General features: G+C 58.6%; 15 protein-coding genes, 4 tRNA genes and 1 pseudogene. 17 read left to right on the top strand and 3 right to left on the bottom strand.

Going from position 1 to position 24,136, the window contains the following annotated elements; genetic code table 11:
• The 8 genes and pseudogenes from Q0K02_RS08205 to Q0K02_RS08240 form a co-directional block, all read left to right on the top strand.
• Positions 1-321 (top strand): annotated as a pseudogene (locus Q0K02_RS08205) (acetate kinase); the annotation flags it as partial.
• A 709-nt stretch (positions 322-1,030) separates the two neighbouring features.
• Entirely contained in the window at positions 1,031-1,822 is a 792-nt protein-coding gene (dapB, locus tag Q0K02_RS08210; protein WP_294487253.1) for a 4-hydroxy-tetrahydrodipicolinate reductase, read from the top strand.
• A 212-nt stretch (positions 1,823-2,034) separates the two neighbouring features.
• Positions 2,035-3,648 carry an NAD(+) synthase gene (nadE, locus tag Q0K02_RS08215; protein WP_294487256.1) on the top strand — a complete coding sequence of 538 codons (1,614 nt, stop codon included), beginning with the start codon at positions 2,035-2,037 and terminating at the stop codon, positions 3,646-3,648.
• A 154-nt stretch (positions 3,649-3,802) separates the two neighbouring features.
• Positions 3,803-5,509: a long-chain fatty acid--CoA ligase gene (locus Q0K02_RS08220; protein WP_294487259.1), complete on the top strand. Its 1,707-nt coding sequence runs from the start codon at positions 3,803-3,805 to the stop codon at positions 5,507-5,509.
• Positions 5,510-6,862: 1,353 nt separating this feature from the next.
• Positions 6,863-6,937: transfer RNA gene (locus Q0K02_RS08225), tRNA-Gly, on the top strand.
• 14 nt (positions 6,938-6,951) lie between these two features.
• A tRNA-Cys gene (locus Q0K02_RS08230) sits at positions 6,952-7,025 on the top strand.
• A gap of 1 nt (position 7,026) precedes the next feature.
• Positions 7,027-7,101 (top strand) — tRNA-Gly (locus Q0K02_RS08235).
• 42 nt (positions 7,102-7,143) lie between these two features.
• A tRNA-Gly gene (locus Q0K02_RS08240) sits at positions 7,144-7,218 on the top strand.
• Positions 7,219-7,571: 353 nt separating this feature from the next.
• On the opposite strand, the gene Q0K02_RS08245 is transcribed toward Q0K02_RS08240, so the two are convergent.
• Positions 7,572-9,632 carry a sigma 54-interacting transcriptional regulator gene (locus Q0K02_RS08245; protein WP_294487264.1) on the bottom strand — a complete coding sequence of 687 codons (2,061 nt, stop codon included), beginning with the start codon at positions 9,630-9,632 and terminating at the stop codon, positions 7,572-7,574.
• Positions 9,633-9,998: 366 nt separating this feature from the next.
• Between Q0K02_RS08245 and Q0K02_RS08250 the strand changes: the two genes are divergently transcribed.
• The 9 genes from Q0K02_RS08250 to Q0K02_RS08290 all read left to right on the top strand — a co-directional run bounded on the left by Q0K02_RS08250 (position 9,999) and on the right by Q0K02_RS08290 (position 20,932).
• Positions 9,999-11,918, top strand: a complete 1,920-nt coding sequence (locus Q0K02_RS08250) for an FAD-dependent oxidoreductase (protein WP_294487267.1) — start codon at positions 9,999-10,001, stop codon at positions 11,916-11,918.
• Between the two features lie 50 nt (positions 11,919-11,968).
• Entirely contained in the window at positions 11,969-12,802 is an 834-nt protein-coding gene (locus tag Q0K02_RS08255; RefSeq protein WP_294487272.1) for an amidohydrolase family protein, read from the top strand.
• Positions 12,803-12,897: 95 nt separating this feature from the next.
• On the top strand, positions 12,898-14,289 hold the full coding sequence (locus tag Q0K02_RS08260; protein WP_294487273.1) for an SLC13 family permease: 1,392 nt from the start codon (positions 12,898-12,900) through the stop codon (positions 14,287-14,289).
• 109 nt (positions 14,290-14,398) lie between these two features.
• Complete coding sequence (locus tag Q0K02_RS08265; RefSeq protein WP_294487275.1) at positions 14,399-15,217, top strand: amidohydrolase family protein; 819 nt, start codon at positions 14,399-14,401, stop codon at positions 15,215-15,217.
• A gap of 80 nt (positions 15,218-15,297) precedes the next feature.
• Positions 15,298-15,798 carry a TRAP transporter small permease gene (locus tag Q0K02_RS08270; RefSeq protein ID WP_294487277.1) on the top strand — a complete coding sequence of 167 codons (501 nt, stop codon included), beginning with the start codon at positions 15,298-15,300 and terminating at the stop codon, positions 15,796-15,798.
• Positions 15,795-17,063, top strand: a complete 1,269-nt coding sequence (locus Q0K02_RS08275; protein WP_294487279.1) for a TRAP transporter large permease — start codon at positions 15,795-15,797, stop codon at positions 17,061-17,063. The genes Q0K02_RS08270 and Q0K02_RS08275 overlap by 4 nt, the downstream gene beginning before the upstream one ends.
• Positions 17,064-17,090: 27 nt before the next feature.
• Positions 17,091-18,095 (top strand): TRAP transporter substrate-binding protein, encoded by a 1,005-nt coding sequence (locus Q0K02_RS08280; RefSeq protein ID WP_294487281.1) that lies wholly within the window; start codon positions 17,091-17,093, stop codon positions 18,093-18,095.
• A 79-nt stretch (positions 18,096-18,174) separates the two neighbouring features.
• Positions 18,175-20,109 (top strand): FAD-dependent oxidoreductase, encoded by a 1,935-nt coding sequence (locus Q0K02_RS08285; RefSeq protein ID WP_294487284.1) that lies wholly within the window; start codon positions 18,175-18,177, stop codon positions 20,107-20,109.
• 130 nt (positions 20,110-20,239) lie between these two features.
• Positions 20,240-20,932 (top strand): hypothetical protein, encoded by a 693-nt coding sequence (locus tag Q0K02_RS08290; RefSeq protein ID WP_294487286.1) that lies wholly within the window; start codon positions 20,240-20,242, stop codon positions 20,930-20,932.
• Positions 20,933-21,199: 267 nt separating this feature from the next.
• On the opposite strand, the gene Q0K02_RS08295 is transcribed toward Q0K02_RS08290, so the two are convergent.
• Positions 21,200-23,119: an FAD-dependent oxidoreductase gene (locus Q0K02_RS08295; RefSeq protein ID WP_294487288.1), complete on the bottom strand. Its 1,920-nt coding sequence runs from the start codon at positions 23,117-23,119 to the stop codon at positions 21,200-21,202.
• Between the two features lie 82 nt (positions 23,120-23,201).
• Positions 23,202-24,065 (bottom strand): amidohydrolase family protein, encoded by an 864-nt coding sequence (locus Q0K02_RS08300; protein WP_294487291.1) that lies wholly within the window; start codon positions 24,063-24,065, stop codon positions 23,202-23,204.
• Positions 24,066-24,136 lie beyond the last annotated feature (71 nt).

Genomic DNA, 24,136 nt, shown 5'->3' on the forward strand with positions numbered 1-24,136 from the left:
CCCGACTGCATCCTCACCTTCAACACGCAGTGCTACTCCGTGAAGAAGTACATCGGCGCGTACATGGCCGCCCTCGGTCATGTGGATCTCATCGCCTTCGCCGGCGGCATCGGTGAAAACGCCGCGCCCGTCCGCGCCAAGATCCTTGAGAACCTCGAAGAATTCGGCATCGAACTCGATCCCGAACTCAACAACGTGCGCCGCGGCGATCCTCACTTCATCAGCAAGGAAGGCTCCCGCGTGAAGGTGGCCGTCATTCCCACCGATGAAGAACTGGAAATCGCCCGCATCTCCGTGAGCATTGCCGAAGGCAAGGCGTAATTTCCGTCTCTGACGCATCAAAAAGGCCCTGTCGGCTCTCCGGCAGGGCCTTTTTTCTGTCCGCCGCAAGGCAGGCGCAAACGTGTGACCGGAGCGCGTTTGCCCGATCCGAAAGCCTTTGACGTGCCTTGCCTGCGGAGCCTGTGACCGACGTTCGCTTTCCTTCGCGCTCTCCTTTGCGCTCTCCTTTGCGGCTGAGAGTCCGCCCCACGCCGACGCCCCGAACGACGCCGCGTCCGGCACGCCCTCCCCCATCCCCGCGCCTGACGAGTGTCCCCACTCAGCCGTAAAGTTCTGCCCCTTCCCCGTTCTCCCGCGTCTGCCGAGCGCCGGGCCGAAGCCCGGCTCCATTGCTCTTTCCCTCCCCAAAAACTGCGCGATGCGCCCGCCGGGATGTTCCGCCCGCCGCCGGAAAAGACAACGCCGAAACTCCCCCGACGCAGAAGACGCCGAGCGCGTTCCCCGCTCTTCCGTTTCATAATCGCCCGACGCAGACCGCAACTTTGCATCGTCCTCCCCCAAAAGTTCCGCAACACACGATTCCGCAACAAAAAACACGCCGCACTTCGCCCCGTCCGGCAGCGCGTCCGCTCCTCCCCGACGCATGCTCCGGGTTTAATGTGAATTAAACCCCATAACTTGCGCTCCCCATCAGTTTTTTTTATGCTCAAGTCCTGCGTATCATCCCACCAAGAACCGGAGAAATCATATGGCTCTTTCCGTCATTGTCATGGGTGCCGCCGGCCGCATGGGTTCCACCATCGCCCGCCTCGTGGAAGAAGCGGACGATCTTGTCCTTGCCGCCGTGCTCGAACGTTCGGAAGCCGCGGACAGGCTCGCAGGCTTCAAGGCTTCCGGCGCGCTGGTTTCCAGCGATATTTCCACGGTGCTGCCTCAGTGTCCCGGCGCGGTGGTCATAGACTTCACGGCTCCCGAGGCCACCCTGGCCACGGCTCGCGCCGCCGCGGAGCACGGCAATCCCATCATCATCGGCACCACGGGCTTCTCCGAAGATCAGCTCGCACAGCTCGACGCCCTCGCCGCCCGCAGTCTCGTCTTCCGTTCCGCCAACATGAGCGTGGGCATCAACGTCATCATGGACATCCTTCCCCGCCTCACCGCCCTGCTCGGCGACGCCTATGACGTGGAAATGATGGAAATCCACCACAACAAGAAAAAGGACGCCCCCAGCGGCACCGCCCTGCTCCTGGCCGAACCCCTCCTGGCCGCCAAGGGCCTGAGCCGCGCCGACATCAACACCAACCGCTTCGACGTGCGCGAACCCCGCAAGCATGCGGAAATCGGCATTCAGTCCCTGCGCGGCGGCGACGTGGTCGGCGTTCACACCATCTATTACATGGGCCCCGGCGAACGCATAGAAATCACGCATCAGGCCCATTCCCGCGAAAACTTCGCCAACGGCGCGCTTCGCGCCGCGCGCTGGATTGTCTCCCAAAAGCCCGGCCGCGTGTACAACATGCAGGACGTGCTGCACGATTAGCTAAATAATTCATGGTCCCGTTTCCGCGCTCCGTGCCGGAAACGGGCCGTTCTGTACCCGGCAGGAACCATGTTCCACCCCCTGCGGAGCCGCTTCTCTCCGGCATGACGGCCTTCTCCGGCGTCTTTTCCCCGCCTTACGCTTCCTCACCGGGCGACCCTTTGCAAAAACGCTTCAAGATACATCCGGCCGAGCGGCCATCGAGGTTCTCCATGCATATTATTCTTCTTCAGCACAATCCCGTTCCCGGCGACTTCCGCGGCAATGCGCACAAACTGGCCGACATGGCCCGAAAGGCCGCAGCCGCCCATCCCGCCGCTCCGGGCGAACGCACGCTGTGCGTCACCCCCGCCTACGCCCTCGCCGGCGTGCCGTGGGAACCGCTGAAGCACATCGGCGGCTTCTACCGCCGCTGCCGCGATGCCGCCCACGAACTCGCCGACATGCTCGCCGACGGCCCCGACATGCTGATTTCCCTCACCGGCGCGGAAGTGCCCCTCTATGTGCTGCTCTCGCAGGGCAGCCTCATCGCCCTCGCCAGACAGAGCAACGGCGTCATACGCATTCCCGGCGGCCCCGCCCTCTACCTGCCCGAAACCGAACCCGCCTGGGCCCATCAGGAAGCCCTCGGCCTGCTCAAGAGCGCCAAGGCCGCCGCGTCGGTCGATGCCGTGCTCTTCACTTCTCCCGAGCTCTTCCTGCCGGAAACGCAGGAAAAAAGCGAAATGCACTGCTCCGCCCTCGCCAGCCTGTGGAAACTTCCCGTGCTCACCGTGCATCAGTGCGGCGCGGTGGACAGCCTCATTTATTCCGGCAGAAGCTTCGTGCTCGACGCCTCCGGCGAAGTCGTGGCCCGCACCTCTTCCTTTGAGGAAGCCGCGCTGGTCGTGGATCTCTCCAAGGAAGGCGTGACCGCCTCCGCCGTGGCTCTCGACGACGGCCCCGCTCCCGAAACCATTCAGCCCGTGCCCGAACGCGCCGAAGCGCTGTTCCGCGCGGCCGTGCTCGGCGTGCGCGACTACGTCCGCAAGTGCGGCATGACCGGCGTGGTGCTCGGCCTCTCCGGCGGCATGGATTCCGCTCTCGTGGCCTGCATCGCCACCGAAGCCCTCGGCGCAGAAAACGTGCTCGCCGTGCTCATGCCCTCGCGCTGGAGCACCGATCACAGCGAAAGCGACGCCGACGTGCTGGCCCGAAATCTCGGCATTCAGGCAAGCACCGCGCGCATCACGCCCATCATGGACGCCTTCGACACCGTGCTCAATCCGCTCTTCGCCGAACTGCCCGCCGTGGACAACGATCTCACGGCCGACAACATTCAGCCCCGCATCCGCGGCACCCTGCTCATGGCCTTTGCCAACCGCCTCGGACGCGCCGTGCTGGGCACCGGCAACAAGTCGGAAAACGCCGCGGGCTACTGCACCCTCTACGGCGACACCGTGGGCGCCATCGAACCCATCGGCGATCTGTACAAGACCGAAGTGTACGAAGTCGCCCGCTGGTACAACAACATGCGCGGCGGAAACATCATTCCCGAGCATATTTTCACAAAGGCTCCTTCCGCCGAACTGCATCCCGGTCAGGTGGACGAGGACAACCTGCCTCCCTACGACGTGCTCGACGCCATTCTCCACGAACTTCTGGAAAACGGCGCGAATCCCGAAACTCTTGTGGTTCCCGGCGTTTCCGACGATGTGGTGCGCGGCGTGGTGCGCCGTCTGGCCGCATCGGAATTCAAGCGTCATCAGAGCGCGCCCGCGCTGAAGCTCAGCTCCTGCACCCTCGGCATCGACTGGTGCGTGCCCGCCGTTTCCCGCGGACTCTGATCCGTTTCTTCCCTGAACACCGTCAAAGGAGGCCTCAAAAAGGCCTCCTTTTTTTGTCCGCAAGGGGGGAGCGCCCCCACTTTGTGCGTGACAGAACAGACAAGCAACGTTAGAATAATCCTGTTTAATGTCATTCTAACCCCGGATACGCTTCATGAACGCCTCTACTCCCGCATGGCTGCCCCACATTGCCGATGGCGCTCCCGTGCATCTCAACCTCGTCCCCCGTTCCCTCCAGTCCTATCTGGACGAAGCTGCCGACCGTTTCGGCGACCACAAGGCCGTCATCTTCCAGAACCTGACCCTCAACTACCGGCAGCTCAGGGACAAGGCGGAAACCTTCGCCGCCGCCCTGCGCGAACACGGACTGAACACGGGCGACAGAGTGGCCATCATGCTGCCCAACCTGCCCCAGACCATCATTGCCTTCTGGGGCGCGCTCAAGGCCGGCGCCACCGTGGTCATGACCAATCCGCTCTACATGGAAAAGGAACTGACCCATCACTTCAGCGACGCCACGCCCAAATTTCTCATCACCCTCGATCTCTTCTGGAATAAAATAGAACCCCTGCGCGAACGTCTCGGCGTTCAGACCTGCGTCGTTTCCCGCATCGCCGACGCGCTGGCCTTCCCGCTCAACTTCCTCCAGCCCATTCAGGCCAAACGTCAGGGACATCTGCCCGAAGTGCGCTTCAACGGCCAGTCCGTCATTCCGTGGAAGAGCATGTTCAAAACCCGTCGCCGCTACAGCGAAGAACCCGAACATCCCGAAGACACCCTCGCCCTTCTGCAATACACCGGCGGCACCACGGGCTTTTCCAAGGGCGCCATGCTCACCCACGGCAACCTTTCCGCGCAGATTCAGCAGCTTCTGGCCGTCATTCACTGCGACGCCTCCAATTCCTCGCACAGCTTTCTGAGCATCATGCCCTTCTTCCACGTGTTCGGACTCATGGGCAACATCGTGCTCCCCGCCGTGCTCGCCGCCTCCACCATGCCCGTACCGCGCTATTCTCCCCACGACGTGCTGGAACTCATCAAGAAGCATCGTCCCACCTTCTTCGTGGGCGCGCCTTCCGTGTACATCTCCCTCATGCAGCAGAAGGACATCTCCCACTACGACCTCACCTGCATTCAGCTGTGCATCTCCGGCTCCTCGCCCTTCCCGCAGGCCAGCCTCAAGCAGTTCCAGGACATCACCCACGCCAACATCACCGAAGGCCTCGGCCTCACCGAAGCCTCTCCCGTGGTCATCGCCAACCCCGTGTACGGCCTGCAGAAAATAGGCTCCATCGGCGTGCCCATTCCGGAAACCGAAGTCCGCATCGTCGATATCGAAACCGGCAAGACCGATCTCGGCGACAACGAATGCGGCGAACTCATCATCCGCGGTCCGCAGGTCATGAAGGGCTACTGGAATCAGCCCGAAGAAACCGCCTCCACCCTCGCCGACGGCTGGCTGCACACCGGCGACATCGCCTACCGCGACAGCGACGGCTACTACTTCATCGTCGATCGCAAGAAGGACATGGCCATTGTCGGCGGCTACAACGTGTTCCCCCGCGAAATCGACGAAGTGCTGCACGAGTATCCCAAAATCAAGGAAGCCGTGTCGCTCTGCGTGCCGCACAAGGCCCGCGGCGAAACCCTCAAGGCCTACATCGTGCCCAAGGACGGCGAAAAGATCACCGTTTCCGAGCTGGCCGCCTTCTGCCGCACCAAGCTGGCGTCCTACAAAGTGCCGCGCATCTTTGAATTCCGCGACGAACTGCCCAAATCCATGGTGGGCAAGGTGCTGCGCCGCGCCCTGCGCGAGGAAGAAGAAAAGAAGCAGCACGAAGAAGAACAGAAAAAAGACTGATCCCGTCTCAGGATCAGAAAAGCATGAAAAGAGCGCCTGCGGGCGCTCTTTCCTTTTCTCCGCCCTGCGCTTCTACGCGCCGGGAGTAAAATTCGCTGCGCTTGCTGATGAGAGCCGCCCTCCGTGCTTCTGCAGCGGCGCTGGGGGGGATTTTTTCGCCGCCCACGGAACAATCGAACTGCGCAAACATCAGCTAATGGATGAGGAGGGGAACCGCGCGCCCGCGGAACGCCCGTTGCCGCCCGGCAAAGACGCTTCACGGCCCGCAGACGGCGATGGCAGACCCGCGCGCGGTTACGGCTCTCCGGATTGCGAAAAACGCGTCCGAAAAGAGGGGACGGCCCGCGTGTCTTCGCGCACTGTCTCGAACGGGACGGCGCGGGGCGATGTGTGGGGGAATGTGTGGGGAGATGACGGGAGACAGGCGGTCGCCTCCGTACGGGTAGAGAAGAGGCGGCTGGAAGGCTGTGCGTTCTTGCCATGCGGTGTGTCGCTTCCGCGCGGACAGAGAAAAGACGGCAATCCGTTCAAGGCGCTGCATTATGGACTCGCCGCCTCCGTGCCGACAGAGGAAAAACAATTCACACAGCCCTGATCCGCCTGCTTTCGGTCGTCTCCGTACCGGAGGAAGAGAAGCTCCCACACGCCGAAAGCACGCCGCGAGCCCCTGCCCTGCGTGCGGCGTTGCGCTGTCGCGTTGTACCTTGATTGAGGGAAAGAATTTGTGTGTGCCCCGTACGGCGCTGTCCACGTTCGCCTGGTCTTGCAGGCGTTCGGGCAAGGATTCGTGCGCGCCTGCCGGTACTCTGCTCGGCTATGACGCGCCAGAAGTCGAATAACACGACCTGAGCGGCAGCGGATCGCTTTCGACGGGGCAGAAAGAGGGCCGCTGTTCAGGGCGCGGGGCCTGCCGTGACGAGCCGACCGGCGGCAGGAAGAAAACGCTTTTCCGGCACGGCGTAACAACCGGAAAGCCTCCGTCGCTTCCGCGCCCCGCAGGTTCTGCGCGAACACCTCCGCCCATGAGCCTATCGGAGCGTCCCGCCCGTGTGCCCGCTGCTCCTGCCCTCTTCCGCGGCCTGCTGCCTGCAAAACGCACCGAGCCTGGGCCGAGAGCTCTTTCCGAAGCCCACATGCAATGCTGGCAGAGCTTCTCTTGCTGCGGCCCGAGCAGGGCATCGCCTCTTGAAAAATCATGAAAAACGCCCATCCTTTCTTGGAATGCCGACAAAAAGCGCAACGGTCCGGCATTGTTCCGACGGATTTCCCTGCTCTGAAACAAAAAAATTCCCTGTCGGCCGTTTTTCCTGTTGACACCTCAGCCTGAATCCCCTATAAGTTTCTTCACGCCACGCGGGAGTAACTCAGTGGTAGAGTGCAACCTTGCCAAGGTTGAAGTCGCGGGTTCAAATCCCGTCTCCCGCTCCAGCACAAATTTTCGTGGCGACATAGCCAAGTGGTAAGGCATAGGTCTGCAAAACCTTGATCTCCAGTTCGAATCTGGATGTCGCCTCCACGCGGGAGTAACTCAGTGGTAGAGTGCAACCTTGCCAAGGTTGAAGTCGCGGGTTCAAATCCCGTCTCCCGCTCCACGAATGAATCAAGGCTTACCTTAAGTAAGCCTTTTTTCGTATGCGGGCATAACTCAACGGTAGAGTGTCAGCTTCCCAAGCTGAACGTTGCGGGTTCAAATCCCGTTGCCCGCTCCAGATATTTCAAGGGGTTATAAGTAATGAGCTTATAACCCCTTTTCTTTTTTCAACCGTATTTCCAATCTTCGGATGAAGAATCTTCCGATCCCCGGCAAAACAGCGGCAGAAATACGCGCACAAGACGCCCCGGCAGTACGGCGAGGCGTCTTTTTGCATGAGCATGCCTGCGTCTCTACTCCGGCTTGCCAGCATCTTCGGAAGAGGCCGTCGAAAAACATCACATCGAGACCTGTCCCTTCCGACGCCCCTTCCCTGCACATCGCGTCCCAGAGGCCATGATCCAGGCTCAGCTCATTCCAGAAAAACATGCCGAAACGGAAGCAAACCTCGTCTCTCCCGGTCGGGCCCCGCTAAGAGCCTTCCCGGTTGCGGCAAAGCTCACGGGCCAGTCCTGCCAGTGCCTCCATCTCTTCCGCGCGCAGACCGAGCAACGGATTGGTTTCGGCGGCGTTTTCCCACTTGGACATCCGCAGATCGTGACGAAAGTCCGCAGGCCGTATGCCGTATCGCTTCAATCGGTAATAAAACGTGCTGCGATTCATGTTCAATAGTTTCAGAGCGTCGGCAATGCGGCCGCGGCTGGCCCGCAGCGCGGCTTCCAGGGCGTCTTTTTCCCCTCTGTCGCACGGACGCTCTTCAGCGCTTTTCTGCATATGCGTCGCTTCGCGTCCGGCAATGACCTCCGGCAGTTCCTTCAGCGTCACTTCCGTGCCGGATGCCATATATACGGCCCGTTCCATAACGTTTTCCAGCTCGCGGATGTTTCCGGGCCAGGAATAGCGCTGAAGGGCATCAAGAGCGCTTCTGGAAATCCCCCGCAGCGTCTTTCCCGACTGACGGGAAAACTTCTCCATGAAATGCCGGGCCAGCAGCGCGACGTCGCCCTGCCGCTCCCTCAGCGGCGGAATGTGCAGAGGAAAAACGTTGAGCCGGTAATACAGGTCTTCCCGAAACGTCTTGCTCTGAACGGCGTTATAAAGATTCTTGTTGGTAGCCGCTATGATGCGGATATTGACGCGCCGGGTTCGCTGACCGCCGATGCGGACGACTTCACGATTCTGAAGCAGTCGCAGCAGATTGACCTGAACATCCAGCGGCATTTCTCCTATTTCGTCCAGAAAAATGGTTCCTCCGTCCGCCAGCTCAAACTTGCCCGGTTTCCCCTGACGACTGGCCCCGGTGAACGATCCTTCCGTATAGCCGAAAAGCTCGCTCTGAATGAGCTCCCTCGGCAGCGCTCCACAGTTGACCACCACAAAGGGCATCCCCCTGCGCGGACTGGCATTGTGCAATGACTGTGCAAAAAGTTCCTTGCCCGTTCCGCTTTCTCCGAGAAGCAATACCGTCGTATCCGATCCGGCTATTCTTCTGGCGTTGTTCAGCACTTCAGAAATCGCCGCAGACCTGCCGAGAATGTCGTCAAAGGTAAACATGGCCTTGGCGCCGACCAGGCGCGTGGCGAATTCCCTCATGCGGGCAGTTTCACGCAATGTCAGAATCATGCCGCCCGTCGAATCGTTCACCGCCGCGGAAAGCACGCAGGGAATCGATTGTGCGGCATGTTCCAGCATCAGCGTGGTATCGACGTCATGAAAGGCCTTTCTCTCCTCCAGCAGGGGTCTGACCGCCTGACCGAAACGTATGACTTCGGCAATGTTCCGCCCGACGGCATTCTTTTGCAGGTGCAGCATCGTCATGGCCTTGGCATTGATGAACAGGATGGAGCCGCCGGCGTCCAGCGTAATGACGCCTTCATCCATAAGTTCCAGGAGCGCTTTGTATTCCCCCAGCACTTCCCGCAGCGCAAGCTGCTCCATGATGGCATAGACGGCAGCCCCGAGCATGCCGCTTGTATGAAGATGAAACGTCTCGCAGGGCGAGGTGACGCCGAGCACGCCTATGACATTCTGCTTCTTGTCCCGAATGGGAGCCGCGGAGCAGACAAAGTTATGATTTTCCGTGCAATAATGCTCCGCAGCAAAAATTTCCAGCTGCTTTTGTTCCTCAAGGCAGGTGGCCAGTCCCACGGTGCCTATGTACTCTTCCCTGGACAACGTGCCTCGCGTGCTGACTATGCCGCTCCCCGGAAGCGTGTGCAGAATCACGCCGTCGCGCGAGGCCAGAGATATAAGACTGTGCGAGTCGGCAATGAGCGAAAACATCTGCTCCATGACGGCCTTTGAACTTTCCAGAAGCATGGAGTTGCGCTCCAGCTCCGCGGCGATCTGTTCCGGCGGAAGCTTCCGATACATCACATGGTACGGATCCACATGAAGAGCACGGCAGCGCAGCCACGAGCGATAGACGAAATCACGAACAATGGTGTGATCCACCTCTTCGCCGTTCTGGAACTTCCTCCATTCCTCGAAAATTTTTTCCCGATTGGCAAGCATGGCAGTGCTGTCCGACATAATTCCCCCTCATTGACGCCTGAATAGATTGGACGTTTTTAAACAATTGAACAACGGCATTTATTCTTGTTTTATTTCAAATAATTATCATAAAGCAGCTTTCCTTTTTGCTTCATGTTGCTGATGTTTTGTACTGCTTCACAAAAAAATCAGCTGAACGGCGTCGCGAATTTTGAATAAAAATATCCTATTTTGTCCAAAAATTCCATCGTCTCGCATTTTGAGCATATTTTTCTCAACTTATTGAATATATTTATTTTTATCTTTCGTTCCATTTTGGCACAAATATTGCATTATTGTATCCGACGGCTGTTCTTTGCTCGATAAAGGCCGTTTCCGACATCAAGCTTCACCTCAGAGGGCGATATGGAATACAATATGCTTTTTTCTCCCGTCACCATTAATGCGCTTACCCTGAAAAACCGCATCGTCATGTCTTCCATGGTCACGCAGTACGCGGCCAGCAACGGGGAAGTCACCGATCAGATGATCCGCTATTATGCGGAACGAGCCCGTGGCGGCGTTGGTCTCATCATGATCGAAGCCACCTATGTGGAACGTCAGGGCGACAGCTACAAGTTCGGACTCGGCGCGGACACGGACGAAATGCTTCCGGGGCTCACCAGGCTCGCCAACGCCATCCATGCCTGCGGCGGCAAAGTGGGACTCCAGCTCCAGCACGGAGGAAGAACCTCCAATCCGCTGACCAACGGCGGCCCCATCAAGCTTGTTTCCTACATTCCCGGAGTCACTCCTTATGAAGGCGCGCGCGTCCTTACGCGAGAAGACATTGCCGATCTTGTGAAACGCTATGCCGAAGCGGCGCTCCGCGCCAAAAAGGCCGGATTCGACCTTGTCGAACTTCACGGCGCCCACGGCTATCTTCTCAATCAGTTTCTCTCGCCCTTTACCAATCTCCGCGAGGATGAGTACGGCGGCAGCACGGAAAACCGTCTTCGTTTCCCCCTGGAAGTGCTCAGCGCCTGCCGCGAGGCCGTAGGCAAAGACTTCCCCCTCACCGTGCGCCTCAGCGTGGATGAATTCAACGGCACCGGTCTGACCCTGCAAACCTCCCTGCCCATCGCCCAGGCCTTTGTGGACAACGGCATCGACGCGCTGAACATCAGCGTGGGCGCCTGCGAAACCAACCGCTACACCATTCCTCCGGCCGTGCTTCCCGAAGGATTCAACGCCGATCGCGCCGCCGCCGTGCGCAAGGCCGTGGAAGCGCGCGTGCCCGTGGCCGTGGCCGGTCGCATTCACAATGCGGCGCTGGCCGAATCCATCCTGACCGCAGGCAAGGCCGACATCATCGTCATGGGGCGTCCGCTCATCGCCGATCCGTACCTGCCCGTCAAAAGTCAGGCCGGCAGACTGGACGATGTGGCTCCATGCCTCTCCTGCAACGAGGGATGCGTAGGCATTCCCTTCGGAAACGTGACCTGCGCCGTGAATCCCAGAGCCGGTCAGGAGGCGAGATTCCCCCACATTAAAACGAACACCCCGAAGCGCATAGTCGTGATCGGCGCAGGCCCCGCCGGCATTCAGGCCGCTCTCACCGCCAGGGAAAAAGGACATCACGTCACGCTGATTGAACGCGAAAAGACCCTCGGCGGTCTCCTCCATGTGGCTTGCCGGCCGCCCCACAAGGAAGCCTTTGAAAAGCTGCGCCGCTACATGGAACACGCCGTGCGGCAGTCCGGCATGGAGGTGCGGCTCGGCACGGAAGCCGACGTGGACATGATCCGCGCTCTCAATCCCGACATGACCGTCGTCGCCACGGGCAGCGAGCCCGTCGTGCCCGGATTCTGCAGAAACACCGGAGCCGTCACCGCCCAGGAAGTGCTTCTGGGACGGGAGACGGGGCAGAACGTGCTTATCCTCGGCGGCGGCCTTGTCGGCTGCGAAACCGCGGAAATGCTGGCGGAACAGGGCAAGAAGGTCACGATTCTGGAACTGCGGGACACCCTTGCTCCCGACATGGAAAAGCGCACCCGCATATTCATGATGGCCCGCCTGAAGGAACTCGACGTGCATGCGCTGCTCAACACCGAAGTGCTGGAAGTCTCCGGCCTCCATGTGCGCGTGCGCGGCCCTCTGCGCACCGAACGCTCGCTGGACGAGTTCGACTCGCTGGTCATGGCCTTCGGCTACCGTTCCCGCAACCTTCTTCAGCAGCAGCTTGCCGAAGCCGGCATTCCCTTCACGGCGGCAGGCGACTGCGTTCGTCCGAGCAAGGTCATCACCGCAGTGCGTCAGGGATTCCAGGCCGCATGGCCGCTGTAGCCTGAAACTGCATCCGATTGTTCCGTCCTACCCCAACCATCGAGGAAACCATGATTATCGACGTCAGACTCCGTCCTCCGTTCAAAGGCTTCAAACAGCAGTTCTCCCCCGCCGGCAACAAGGCTCTCAGCGCCAAATTCGGCCTGACCTCCCCGGAATCCGTTCAGCAGGTTTCCGAAGAGCTCATGCTCAAGGAAATGGACGAAGCCGGCATCACCTGCGGACTCGCGACCGGTCGTAACGGCCATTTCCGCTATAATATTCCCAACGACGATCTCGTGGACATGACCGCCCATTACAAGGGACGCATTCTCGGCGCCGCAGGCCTGAACTGCGCCGACGTGCCGCAGGCCATGGCCGATGTGGAAAAATACGTGATCAACGGACCGCTCAAGGCCGTTTCCATGGAACCCGGCGCATGCCCCGTTCCCCGCTACGCCAACGATCGCAGACTCTATCCCATCTACGAAATGTGCCAGGCGCACAAGATTCCCGTCATTCTCATGCTCGGCGGCCGCGCCGGCCCCGACGTTTCCTACAGCAATCCCGAAATCATCAGCCGCATAGCCGCAGACTTCCCCAACGCCCGCTTCATGGTCTCCCACGGCGGATGGCCCTGGGTGCAGGCCGTGATCGGCGTCTGCTTCTGGCAGGAAAACATCTGGCTGTGCCCCGACATGTACCTCATGAACAACTCCGGCGCGCAGGATTACGTTGCCGCAGCCAACACCTGGCTTCAGGATCGCTTTCTGTTCGGTTCCGCCTACCCGCTCATGCCCATCGGAGAAAGCCTTGCCATCTTCAAATCCATGTTCAAGGAAAGCGTACTTCCCAAACTGCTCTATAAAAATGCCGCAGAACTGTTCAATATAACCCTTTCCTGAATACGCCGATCCTCCGTGCCGCAGGGGGAACGCCCTTCCCCCTGCCGTTCACGCGGAACGCACCGAAAAAAACCACTCCGAAAAAAGGGAATAGTATGTCCGTAACCATGGAAAAAGGAAAAATTATCGGATGGCTGGTTACCATACTCACAAGTATTGCCATCATGCTTATTCCGGTTTCCGAGACGTTCACGCCGGAAATACGCGCCTATCTCATGCTAAGCATATGCGTCATCAGCATCGTTGCTTTTGACCTCATGGATGTCATCATCCCATCCGTGCTGCTTCCCGTCGCCTACTATATTTTCCATGTCGTTCCCATCCAGACGGCCTATGCGCCGTTTACCACCGACACCTTCTGGATGATTCTCGGCGCCTTCGTGCTCACCAACGCCCTTGACGAATGCGGCATTCTCAAGCGCATCGCGTACTGGATCATCAAAACCTGCGGCGGCACCTACAACAGAACGCTTTATGCCCTGTATCTCGTCGGCCTCATTCTCGGCATCATCACCTTCTGCGGCCATTACCTTCTTCTCATCTCGCTGGCCTACGGCATATGCCGGGCCATGGGCTTCGGCAAATCCAAGGAGTCCCTTCTCATCATGATGGTCGGCGGCATAGCCGGACTCAACGTCAAGCTCTTTGCCTATCGTCCGTCCACCATGTCCATGATGGTCACGCAGGTCAAAACCATCGACCCCGGCTTTTCCGTCTCCTTCCTCGATCAGATGCTCTACAACAGCCCTTCCGTGCTCATGGCAATATCCTTCATCTGGCTGCTGACGAAGATTTATAAAAGCCACACCTTCGTTCTGCCCGGAGGAAAGCAGTACTTTGAGGAGGAATACAGAAATCTCGGCCCCATGTCTCCCGCGGAAAAGAAGGCCGCCGTTCTTCTTGCAATTCTGATGATATGGATCAGCACCGAACCTCTGCACGGCATTTCGGCAAACTACTCCTTCATGACCCTGCCCTGGCTCTGCTTTGTTCCCGGCATCAACATAGGCACGCGAAAAAGCATCAACCAGATCAACCTCGGCGTCATATTCTTCGTGGCCGCCTGCCTCGGCATAGGCATAGTGGGAACCAAACTGGGCTTCACGCAGCTGCTTGCCGGAAAAATCGCCGAAAACATTTCCGGCATCGGCGTGAACTGCTTCCTGTTCCTCATGCTTTTCCTCAGCACCCTCGTCAACCTCATTCTCTCCCCCGGCGCCATGATGGCCGTGCTCCCCGCACCCTTCGCCAGCCTCTCGCTGCAGCTCGGCATGAATCCGCTGCCCTCCCTTCTGACCATCATCTACTCCACCGACTTCGTCTTTCTTCCTCATGAAGTGCCCGCCTATCTCATCATGTTCGGCTTCGGACTCATGACCATGAAGGACTTCATCAAACTGCATCTCATGAAAATCGCCTGGTTCACCCTGCTGTTCGGTCTCATTCAGATTCCGTTCTGGTACGCCATGGGCATCATCATGCAGTAATCCCCTTCCCTTTCCATCCCTTGCATCGGCAACGCCGCGGGCCCGCCCGCCGGCGAATCCTCAAACACGTCCTCAAAACCATTTTTCATCCTTCAAAAGGAGCTTTCTCATGGCCATCATCGACTGCCGCTTCCGTCCCCTGACCCCTGAATTTGAATGCTACATCAACCCCGAACCCGCCAACTTCTGGATTACCCAGACCCGTCCGCTCAAGCCTGAACCGCTTGACGTGACCATGAAGTATTTCAAAAAAATGGGCATCACCGGCGCGGTCTGTTCCGGACGCGACATGCGCTCCACCGGCGGAGCCTATGTTTCCAATGAATACATCGCCGACCTCGTCGCCAAGTATCCCGTCTTCATCGGCGTTGCCGGTGCCGATCCGCTGAACGCACACGTGAAGGACGACATTGAACACGCCGTCAAGGATCTCGGCCTCAAGGGCGTTTCCGTGGATCCCTTCTCCCTGAAAACCACCGCCGACGACAAGCGCTTCTACCCCATCTATGAAAAGTGCGCCGAACTGAACGTTCCGGTCATCATCACCATCGGCCCCCTGCCCATCCGCTGCGGCTCCTATCTGGAATGGGGCAGCCCGCTTCCCGTGGATCATATCTGCGCAGACCTGCCCGACCTCAAGGTGCTGCTCTCCCACGCCGGATTCCCCTTCACGCAGGAACTCATCGCCATCGTCTGGCGTCACGAAAACCTGTACTTTGAAAGCTCCATCTACCGCCATCTCCCCGGCGCCGATCTGCTGGTCGAGGCCGTGAACACCTGCATCGGCGACAAGATGTGCTACGCCTCGGCCTATCCCTATGCCGACTACACGCAGGCGCTGCCCAAGTTCCTGGCGCAGGGATACAATCCCATCGTTCTTCCCAAGATTCTGCATGAAAACGCCGAACGCCTGTTCGGACTGAACTAACTTCCCATGTGGCCGGTCTTTCGGGATCGGCCACATGCGCACGGTAAGATTTTCAAAATATTCTGACGATCGGAGGAGGCATGCTGAAACCCCTGTTCAAAGGCATTGACCGCATGACGAGCGCACTGATCATCCTGACGTTCTCCATGATGTGCATTGTCATCTTCGCGCAGGTCATCACACGATATATATTCAGTTTTTCCCTGCCCTGGGCCGAAGAAGTCGGACGTTTTCTTTTTCTGGCGCTCTCCTACCTCGGAGTATCCATGGGCATGAAGCGCCAGGCGCACCTTCGCGTGGACATCGTTCTTTTATACATGCCGCCTTTCATGAAAAAAGTATTTGAAGTCCTTTCTCAGGCAATATGCGCGGGATTTTTCATCTTTATTGTTTATGAAGGAATCTCCATGACCATGAAGGTATGGCGAATCGAACAGATGGCCGTCTCCCTTCCTCTTCCCATATGGGTGGTATGGGCATGCATTCCCTTCAGCGCCTTTCTTACAACGCTGCAGTGCTTCAAAAACATTTATGAACTTCTTTCCGGAACTGTTCCGGACGGCGCGGGGGAACAGGCATGAATGAACTGACGCTCATGTTCACGATCATCGTGGGACTGCTGGTCATCGGCGTTCCCATCGGCGTATCCCTCGGCATCGGCGTCGTCGGGGCGCTGTGGTGGGCCGACGAATCCATGATGTTCTTCACTCAGAAGCTTTTCAACAACTTCGACTCCTTCCCCCTTCTGGCCATTCCCTTCTTTCTGCTCTCCGGCGACATCATGGCGCGCGGAACCCTTGCCGACACGCTGCTGAACTTCTGCCGAAGCATGCTCGGTCACAGAAAGGCCGGCATGGCCTACATCACCATCGTCACCTGCCTGTTCTACGGCGCGCTCTGCGGCTCCGCCGTGGCCACCACCGCCGCCGTCGGCGCCACCATGATTCCCGCCATGGAAAAGGAAGGATATCCGAAATCCTTCGCCACGGCCGTCAACGCCTCTTCCGGAGCCCTCGGCATCATCATTCCGCCCAGCATTCCCATGATTCTGTACGGCGCCTTCGGCGGGGTATCCGTTTCCAACATGTTTCTTGCCGGCATCATTCCCGGCTGCTTCGTCGCTCTCATGCTCATGGTCACGGCAGGCTTCATCTGCGCCAAAAACCACTACGGCAACGTGCTCCCCAAGGCCAGCGCCAGGGAACGCTGGGCGAGCTTCCGCGAAGCAAAATGGGCTCTCGGCGTGCCGGTCATCATTCTCGGCGGCATCTACGGCGGCATCACCACGCCTACCGAAGCCGGCGTCGTGGCCGTGGTCTATTCCTTCATTGTGGAAAAATTCATCCGCAAGTCCATGACCATGGCCGTCTTCCGCAAAATCATGGTGGATTCCGCCACCACGCTCGGCCTCATCATGCTGGTTCTTGTCACCGCCAACGCGCTCGGCAACATCATGATGCTGGCCAATATTCAGGATTCCCTTCTGCACTGGGTACAGTCCCTCACCACGAGTCCCTACGTGCTGACGGCCGTGCTGCTGATCATGCTTTTCATTCTCGGCATGTTCGTGGAAGTGTCCGCCATCATTCTCATCTTTGCCCCGCTTCTGGTTCCCATAGTAACGAGCTACGGCATCGATCCCGTGCATTTCGGCATCGCCTTCATCGTCTCCATGTGCCTCGGCGGCCTCACGCCTCCCGTCGGCGTCAATCTGTTCATCGGATGCAGCATCAGCGGACTGAACATCGCCATACTCACCAAGGCCATTCTGCCCTTCATCGGAGCCATCATAGCGGCAAACTTCATCCTGGCCTATGTTCCGTTCCTCAGTCTGTGCCTCTTGTAATCCTGTTTCATGCTACGGAGTACAACCATGAAAATTCGTCTTGCTTCCCTTGCCCTGGCCCTTGCTCTGAGTCTTGCCGGCACCGCCTTCGTGACCGACGGCATGGCCGCTCCCAAAAAAATCAAGGTCTGGACCGGCAACCCGGAAGGCGATCCCATTCTCGCAGGCATGAAGGACGCCTTCAAACCGTTCGTGGAAAAGGAATCCAAGGGAAAATATGTGGTGGAAATCTACCCGGCAGCATCACTCGGAGCTTCCGATACGGCCTTTCAGGGAGTCCAGTTCGGCAGCATTCAGATCGTTGTCGATGCCGTAAACAATATCAGTCAGTTTATCCCTCAGTTCTCCGCCTTTGACGTGCCCTATCTGCTGCCGGACGAGGAAAAGCTGAACAGGGCCTTCCATTCCAAGGCCGTGGAACGCCTCTGGACCTTCGCCGAAAAGAAGGGCATCAAGCCTCTCAACGTCGTTCTGGCCACCTACCGCGGCATTCTCTCCAACAAGCCCATTCTCAAGCTGGAAGACGCGCGCGGCCTCAAGGACAGAACCTCTTCCTCCAAATATCACATTGCGGCCATGGAATCGCTCGGCTTCATTCCCACGCCCATGGCTGCCTCGGAAGTGCTTACCGCCATGCAGCAGGGCGTCATCGACTCCGTGGACTTTGAATGGCACGCCTTCGTCAATCAGAGAATCGTCGATGTGGCCAAGAACCTGCTTCTCTCCGACCATCTGCCCGTGCTGTACATGGCCTACACGAGCTCCGAGTGGTGGGACGGCCTTTCCAGAGCCGACCGGGAAATGTTCACGAAGGCGCTGGAAGCCTACCGTCAGCACGTCATCAACATCTATAAGGAACGCAACGCCCAGGTGCTTGAAACCATGGAAAAGGATTTCGGCGTCACGATCACCCGCCTGAGTCCCGAAGAAAAGGCCCGCTGGATCGAAGCTTCCAAATCCGCCGTCAAGAGCTTCCCTGAAGACATCGCCGCCCTGGCCGAAGAAATCCGCGCCGCCGGCGAAGGCAAGTAATCACGTTTTCCCCTCGGAGCGGAACAGGGCATCCCTGCCGACGCCGCTCATCCTTTATCCGTCCAACGGAGAGAGCATCATGAAATGTCTTGAACCTGCGCGCCTCGGCAACGTGGAACTGCGCAACCGCATCATCTGCCCCCCCATGGTGACCCGCTTTGCCTCGGAAGAAGGCCTCGTCACCGACCGTCTCATCGCATACGCCTCCGAAAGAGCCCGCGGCGGCGTGGGCCTCTACACGCTGGAAGCCACCTACGTCACCCCTCAGGGCAAGGGCTTTGAACACGGCGTGGGCATTGACGACGACAACAAGATTCCCGGCCTCAGGCGTCTCACCGACGCCGTCCACGCTCAGGGCGGCAAAATTTCCGTTCAGATTCATCACGCGGGCCGGGAAACCTGGAGCTCCATCAGCGGACTGCCCGTGGTGGCCCCTTCCGACTGCCCCGTCGCCTATTCGGAAGAACCCGTTCACGTGCTGACGAAGGAAGAAATCGCCGTCATCGTCGGACAGTTCGGCGCAGCCGCCCGGCGCGCCAGAGAGGCCGGGTTCGACGCCGTGGAAATTCACGGCGCTCACGGCTATCTGCTCACGCAGTTTCTCTCGCCCTACACCAACAAGCGACAGGACGAATACGGCGGTTCGCTGGAAAACCGCGCAAGACTCAGTCTTGAAGTCATACGGGCCGTGCGCGCGGCCGTGGGCAGAGATTTCACCGTGACCTTCCGCATGAGCGTGGAAGAAAGCCTGCCCGGCGGTCTGCCGCTGCAGGACGGCGCAGCGGCAGCGGCGCTCTTTGCCGCCACGGGCGACATCGACGCCATCCACATCGTGTCCGGCAACTACGCCACGCATCATACCGTCATTCCTCCGGCGAGCGAGGGCTACATCATCAACAGAGCGCGCGCCATTGCCGTGCGTCAGGCCGTGGGGCCGGACTTTCCCCTCATTCTTGCCGGGCGCATCAAGACCGTGTTTCAGGCCGAAGAAATCATTCAGAGCGGCATTGCCGACTTCGTGGCCATGGGACGCGCCCTCATTGCCGATCCCGAACTGCCCAGGCTGTGCGCCGAAGGCAAGTTCAACGCCGTGCGCAACTGCCTCGGCTGCAACGACGGCTGCGCCATGCGCACCGGCGTGGGCCTCGACACGCTCTGCGCCGTGAACCCCTTCATGGGCTTCGAGGGCGAATTCCGTTCGGACGAAAAAGCAAAAACGTCTCTTCGCGTGCTCATTGTCGGCGGCGGCCCCGCCGGCATGGAGGCCGCATGGTACGCCGCCCGCCGCGGACACCGCGTCACCCTGTGCGAAAAGCGCTTCCGCCTGGGCGGACAGTTCTTCCTCGCCTCACTGCCGCCGTTCAAGACCGATCTGGCCATCTACCTGTTCAACATGTTCCATCGACTGGAAAACGTCGGCGTCGAGATTCGCCTGAACTGCCCCGTGGACGCAGACTTCATCCGCAGCTTCAACGCCGACAGAGTCATCGTCGCCACCGGCAGCCTTCCCCTCTCCATTCCCTTCAGGGGACTGGAAAACGTGCCGCATCTTTCCGCCGATGAAGTGCTCGACGGTCATCTCGACGACACCGGAGCCCGGGTGGCCGTCATCGGCGGCGGGCTCGTGGGCGCGGAAACGGCCGAATACATCGCCCGCACGGGACGCAGCGTCAGCATCGTGGAAATGGCGGACGACATTGCGCAGGGCATTCACCCCGTCATGCAGGACTTCATGAAAAAACGTCTGGCAGCGCTCAACGTTTCCGTGTTTACCGGGCACAAGGTGCAGGCCTTTGAAGGCAACAGCATTTCCGCCTCCCGCGCGGACGGGTCAACGGTCGATCTCGGTCCGTTCGACACCGTGGTCATCGCCCTCGGCTCCAGAGCCGACAAAAAGCTCTGCGACGAACTCGACGCCGCTGGCATCCCCTACTCCGCCGCGGGCGACTGCGTGAAGGCAGGCAGAGTGCTTGCGGCCGTAAGTTCCGCCATGCACGCCGTTCACGATCTCTAACACGTACTCTCCCCTGTTCCGGCGGACAGAGGGCAGCGCTCTCTTCCGCCGGACTCCCTCCACAACGCGGCCGCGACAGAATCGGGAGATGCTCACGCCGTCGTGACCGCCAGATCCTTGAGGAATCGGCATGCCCCTCTACCAGTATCCCTGCTGCAAAAACAAAATCATCGTCCTTATCGGAAAGACCTCCGGCACGCCCCTGAAACGCTGGTACCTGGAACGCCACGTGAAGGATCTTGCGTCTCTTCCCGACATGCGGGAATACCGGGCCAACATGCTTTCCGAACAGACGTTGAACTGCCTCACTCAGGAGACCAACGGCGATGATCCCTACGGCGTTGCAGCCGTGGACGAGATCAAGGGGCCGGACTGGAACGCCATCCGGCATCTGTACGAGGAGGCGCGCATTCTCGGAGCCTATCGGGTGACGGAATACATGATACGGGAACTGCATACCGACAGACCCGTCGGCATGCGGACGCCTGAAATCAAACGCATCGCCATGCTGACCAAACCTGAAGGCGTGACGCATGAAGAGGCCATGACCTACTGGCTGGAGCGCCACCCCGCCTTCTGTTTCCGCCATCACAGCGGCATGGCGTCCTATTCCCAAAACCACATCGACGAGCTTCTGACGGAAAACTCCATCCCTCTGGACGGATTTCCCATCCTCACCTACTGGAACGAAGACGCTTTCCGCTTCGGCCATTTCAGCATGAAGGATTCGAGAAAACTCATGCTCGAGGACTGCCGTCATTTCCGATCCACGTCTTTTGTCATCACTGTTGATGAATACATCATGAAGCAGGAAGAATCCTGATTGAACCTCTTCCTCGGATATCTTATCCGCAGCACCAATACTATGTTATGCATATAAAATTAACGTTATAATATATTATTATCATTAATTTATACTCCCACACAAATACTGTTGCAATTTATTATTTCAACTAATAAGGCGTCGACCAGCAATCCAAGTCGACGCCTTTAAGGCATTTAAGAAGTAATCAGCATGTCCGTATATTGCTGAACAGCGTGCCTGCTGTTTATGACTGCAATGCCGACCTATGCTCCAAACGAAAAACAGCTACAGACTGCTGCCCACGGCAAAGCCCTGAGAAGTTGCGTCCATAACGAGGCCGACCTTTCGGGCGTCTCCGATGACATGCACGTCAAATCCGGCAGAGACAAGTTCGTCGGCGAGAGCGTGCTCGGGTCTGGAGCCCGTGGCAACAACGACCGTGTCGGCGGGAATCGTCAGCGTCTGATTTTGATGTTCCACAGTGACGTGTTGCTCGGTGATCTGCTTTACCTTGGTCTCCGTCAATATACGGACGTGATACTTTTCCAGGGCCCGCATCAGATGCCACTTGGGGGCAAGCGCTTCTCCGGCGGCAATTTCGGAAAGCATTTCCACCAGCGTGACCTGCTTGAGCTGCACGGCCAGATGGTGAGCCGTTTCCGCTCCGACCAGTCCGCCGCCGATGACGACGTTGCGCAGACCAACGTTGACCGCTCCAGAGAGGACATCATGCGCCGTGACCACATGAGGAAGATCGATGCCCGGAACCGGAGGCATGGCCGGTGTTGCTCCGGTGGCGATGATCACCACGTCCGGCGCCATTTTTTTCATCATATCGAGGTTCGCTTCCGTATTGTACCATATGGAAACCCCGAGCTTCTTCAACTGCGTGGTCTGCCAGGCAATGAAGTCGGCAATTTCCCCCTTGCAGGGAGGCACCGCCGCCAGACGGAACTGTCCTCCCGGGCGGGAGCTCTTTTCCAGCACCTCGACGTGATGACCGGCTTTGGCCGCGGCTATGGCTGCCTCCAGACCGGCGGGCCCGGCTCCGACCACAACGACCTTCTTTGCCTTGACGGCTTTCTTTATTTCGCATTCTGCTTCCCGGCCCAGAGTCGGGTTCAGCACACAGCTGATGGGCTTGTCCTCGAACAGCAGGCCCAGGCAGCCGAAATTGCAGGCTATGCAATGACGAATGTCTTCAAATCGGCCTTCCTGCGCCTTCTTCGGCATTGCGGGATCGACAAGCGAGGCGCGTCCCATGCCGACGAAGTCCGCTTTGCCTGTCTTGATGAGCATGTCGGCAATGCGCGGATCGTTGACTCGTCCGACCGTGATGACGGGAATGGAACAGATGCGCTTTACCGCCTCCGCCATATGACAGGTCCAGGCGTGAGCCGTATGGGCAGGCGGCACAATGGCGTCGCAGGAAGCGTAGCATCCGGCGGAAACATGAATGATGTCGATGCCCGCCTCTTCCAGTACGGGCACGATGACCAGCGTGTCGGCGAGCGTCCGGCCGCCGTCTATGTATTCATCGGCGGAAATACGGAATCCTATGATGAAGTCGTCGCCGCACTTCTTGCGGATGTTTTTGATGACTTCCACGGGAAAACGAAGACGGGAGGCAAGATCTCCCCCGAATTCATCACTTCTTTTGTTCGCATAGGGCGACATGAATTCTGCGATGAGATAGCCGTGACCGCCATGAATTTCCACGCCGTCGAAGCCGCATTTCTTGGCGCGAAGCGCGCAGTCTCCGAAATCTTCTATGAGAGCATGGATTTTTTCCACGGAAAGCTCTTCGGGCATGTCGGGACTGAACGGACAGGGAATGGCCGAAGGGGCGTACGGCGCCCGGCCGATGACATTGTGATTCGTCTGTCTGCCGCAGTGATATATCTGAGCAAGAATGGTTGATCCGTGGGCATGAACTCTTCTGGTGAGCTCCGAGTGTCCCGGGATCTGTTCATCGCACCAGAGGCCGGCCACATTGCTGAATCCGCGTCCCGTAGGCTCGACGACGTAGTCTTCCGTGATGATGAGGCCCCAGCCGCCTTCCGCTTTTGTTTCATGGTACTTTATGAAACGTTCCGTGGCCTTGCCGTCGGTAGTGCAGAAATTTGTCACCATGGCGGTGACCGTGCAGCGATTCTTGATGGTTTTTCCGCGGAGCGTGAAAGGAGAAAAAAGATGATTCAGCATGATGTTCCTTCCTGTAGTCAGGCGGATGAAAAGAAGTGCGCTGCCCCGGGAAAGGCTCCGCGGGGCAGCCTTCAGGAATAGGTTAGAGTCCGAGGAGAGTCTTGGCGTTCCAGTAAAGCTGGCGGGTGATGGCGTCGTCATCAAGGCCGCTTCCCGCCCACTGTTCGACGGCCTGCTTCAGACCGCAGACCGGGTAGCTGCTGTTGAAGACGATGCGGTGACGCATCCAGCTGTTGCCCGCGCGGACAAGCTGATCGGCAAAGGGCATGTTGCGGCTGTAGAAATAATAGTCAGGGGCCAGATAGACATTGGGATGCAGCAGGCAGACGGCAAGCATGCGGTCAAAGTCCGGCCAGGCGGCGTGGCTGACGAGGATTTTCAGATTGGGGAAGGCCTGCGCCACATGCTGAACATGTACAGGATTGGCGTAGGAGATGTCGGGACCGACAAAGCAGCTGATGTTGAGGGTCAGCACCATGCCGAGTTCATTGACGAGCTCATACACGGGATAAAGACGCTTGTCGTCGCTGAACACGCTGGGATTCAACATGCCGGGCTCGACGCTGATGCCCTTGAAGCCCCAGGCGTGGCAGCGGCGAATATCGTCGAGACAGCCTTCCTCCAGAGGGTTGATGCCGGCAAAGCCAATGAAGCGATCGGGATACTGTTCAACGATGTCATGTACTTCGGCGTTGTCGATCTGACCGGAGCAGATGCCGGTATCATTCGTGCGGCGCCCCATGACCACGGCCTTCACGATGCCGGCGTCATCCATTTCGTGCAGGAATTCGTCCATGGAGCCATGTCGCTGCGAAGGAACGGCCTTGCGGAACCACTGCGGAGCCGTAATGCTTTCGGCGGAAATGGGATCCCAGCCCTTGAAAATACCGGCCGTAAGAAAGCTCTTGTACGGAGGACGAATGCGGCAGTCGATAACGTAACTCATAATGAACCTCTACAGTTTAAGGTGTTTTTGAAAACAATTGAAATAACAATTATTTCAATGTGGTGCCGTTG

This window comes from uncultured Mailhella sp., from assembly GCF_944324995.1.
Lineage (GTDB): Bacteria > Desulfobacterota > Desulfovibrionia > Desulfovibrionales > Desulfovibrionaceae > Mailhella.

Excerpts from the sequence above, each read along its gene's own strand:
- dapB (WP_294487253.1), top strand. The coding sequence starts at position 1,031 with ATGGCTCTTTCCGTCATTGTCATGGGTGCCGCCGGCCGCATGGGTTCC.
- nadE (WP_294487256.1), top strand. The coding sequence starts at position 2,035 with ATGCATATTATTCTTCTTCAGCACAATCCCGTTCCCGGCGACTTCCGC.
- Q0K02_RS08220 (WP_294487259.1), top strand. The coding sequence starts at position 3,803 with ATGAACGCCTCTACTCCCGCATGGCTGCCCCACATTGCCGATGGCGCT.
- Q0K02_RS08245 (WP_294487264.1), bottom strand. The coding sequence starts at position 9,632 with ATGTCGGACAGCACTGCCATGCTTGCCAATCGGGAAAAAATTTTCGAG.
- Q0K02_RS08250 (WP_294487267.1), top strand. The coding sequence starts at position 9,999 with ATGGAATACAATATGCTTTTTTCTCCCGTCACCATTAATGCGCTTACC.
- Q0K02_RS08255 (WP_294487272.1), top strand. The coding sequence starts at position 11,969 with ATGATTATCGACGTCAGACTCCGTCCTCCGTTCAAAGGCTTCAAACAG.
- Q0K02_RS08260 (WP_294487273.1), top strand. The coding sequence starts at position 12,898 with ATGTCCGTAACCATGGAAAAAGGAAAAATTATCGGATGGCTGGTTACC.
- Q0K02_RS08265 (WP_294487275.1), top strand. The coding sequence starts at position 14,399 with ATGGCCATCATCGACTGCCGCTTCCGTCCCCTGACCCCTGAATTTGAA.
- Q0K02_RS08270 (WP_294487277.1), top strand. The coding sequence starts at position 15,298 with ATGCTGAAACCCCTGTTCAAAGGCATTGACCGCATGACGAGCGCACTG.
- Q0K02_RS08275 (WP_294487279.1), top strand. The coding sequence starts at position 15,795 with ATGAATGAACTGACGCTCATGTTCACGATCATCGTGGGACTGCTGGTC.
- Q0K02_RS08280 (WP_294487281.1), top strand. The coding sequence starts at position 17,091 with ATGAAAATTCGTCTTGCTTCCCTTGCCCTGGCCCTTGCTCTGAGTCTT.
- Q0K02_RS08285 (WP_294487284.1), top strand. The coding sequence starts at position 18,175 with ATGAAATGTCTTGAACCTGCGCGCCTCGGCAACGTGGAACTGCGCAAC.
- Q0K02_RS08290 (WP_294487286.1), top strand. The coding sequence starts at position 20,240 with ATGCCCCTCTACCAGTATCCCTGCTGCAAAAACAAAATCATCGTCCTT.
- Q0K02_RS08295 (WP_294487288.1), bottom strand. The coding sequence starts at position 23,119 with ATGCTGAATCATCTTTTTTCTCCTTTCACGCTCCGCGGAAAAACCATC.
- Q0K02_RS08300 (WP_294487291.1), bottom strand. The coding sequence starts at position 24,065 with ATGAGTTACGTTATCGACTGCCGCATTCGTCCTCCGTACAAGAGCTTT.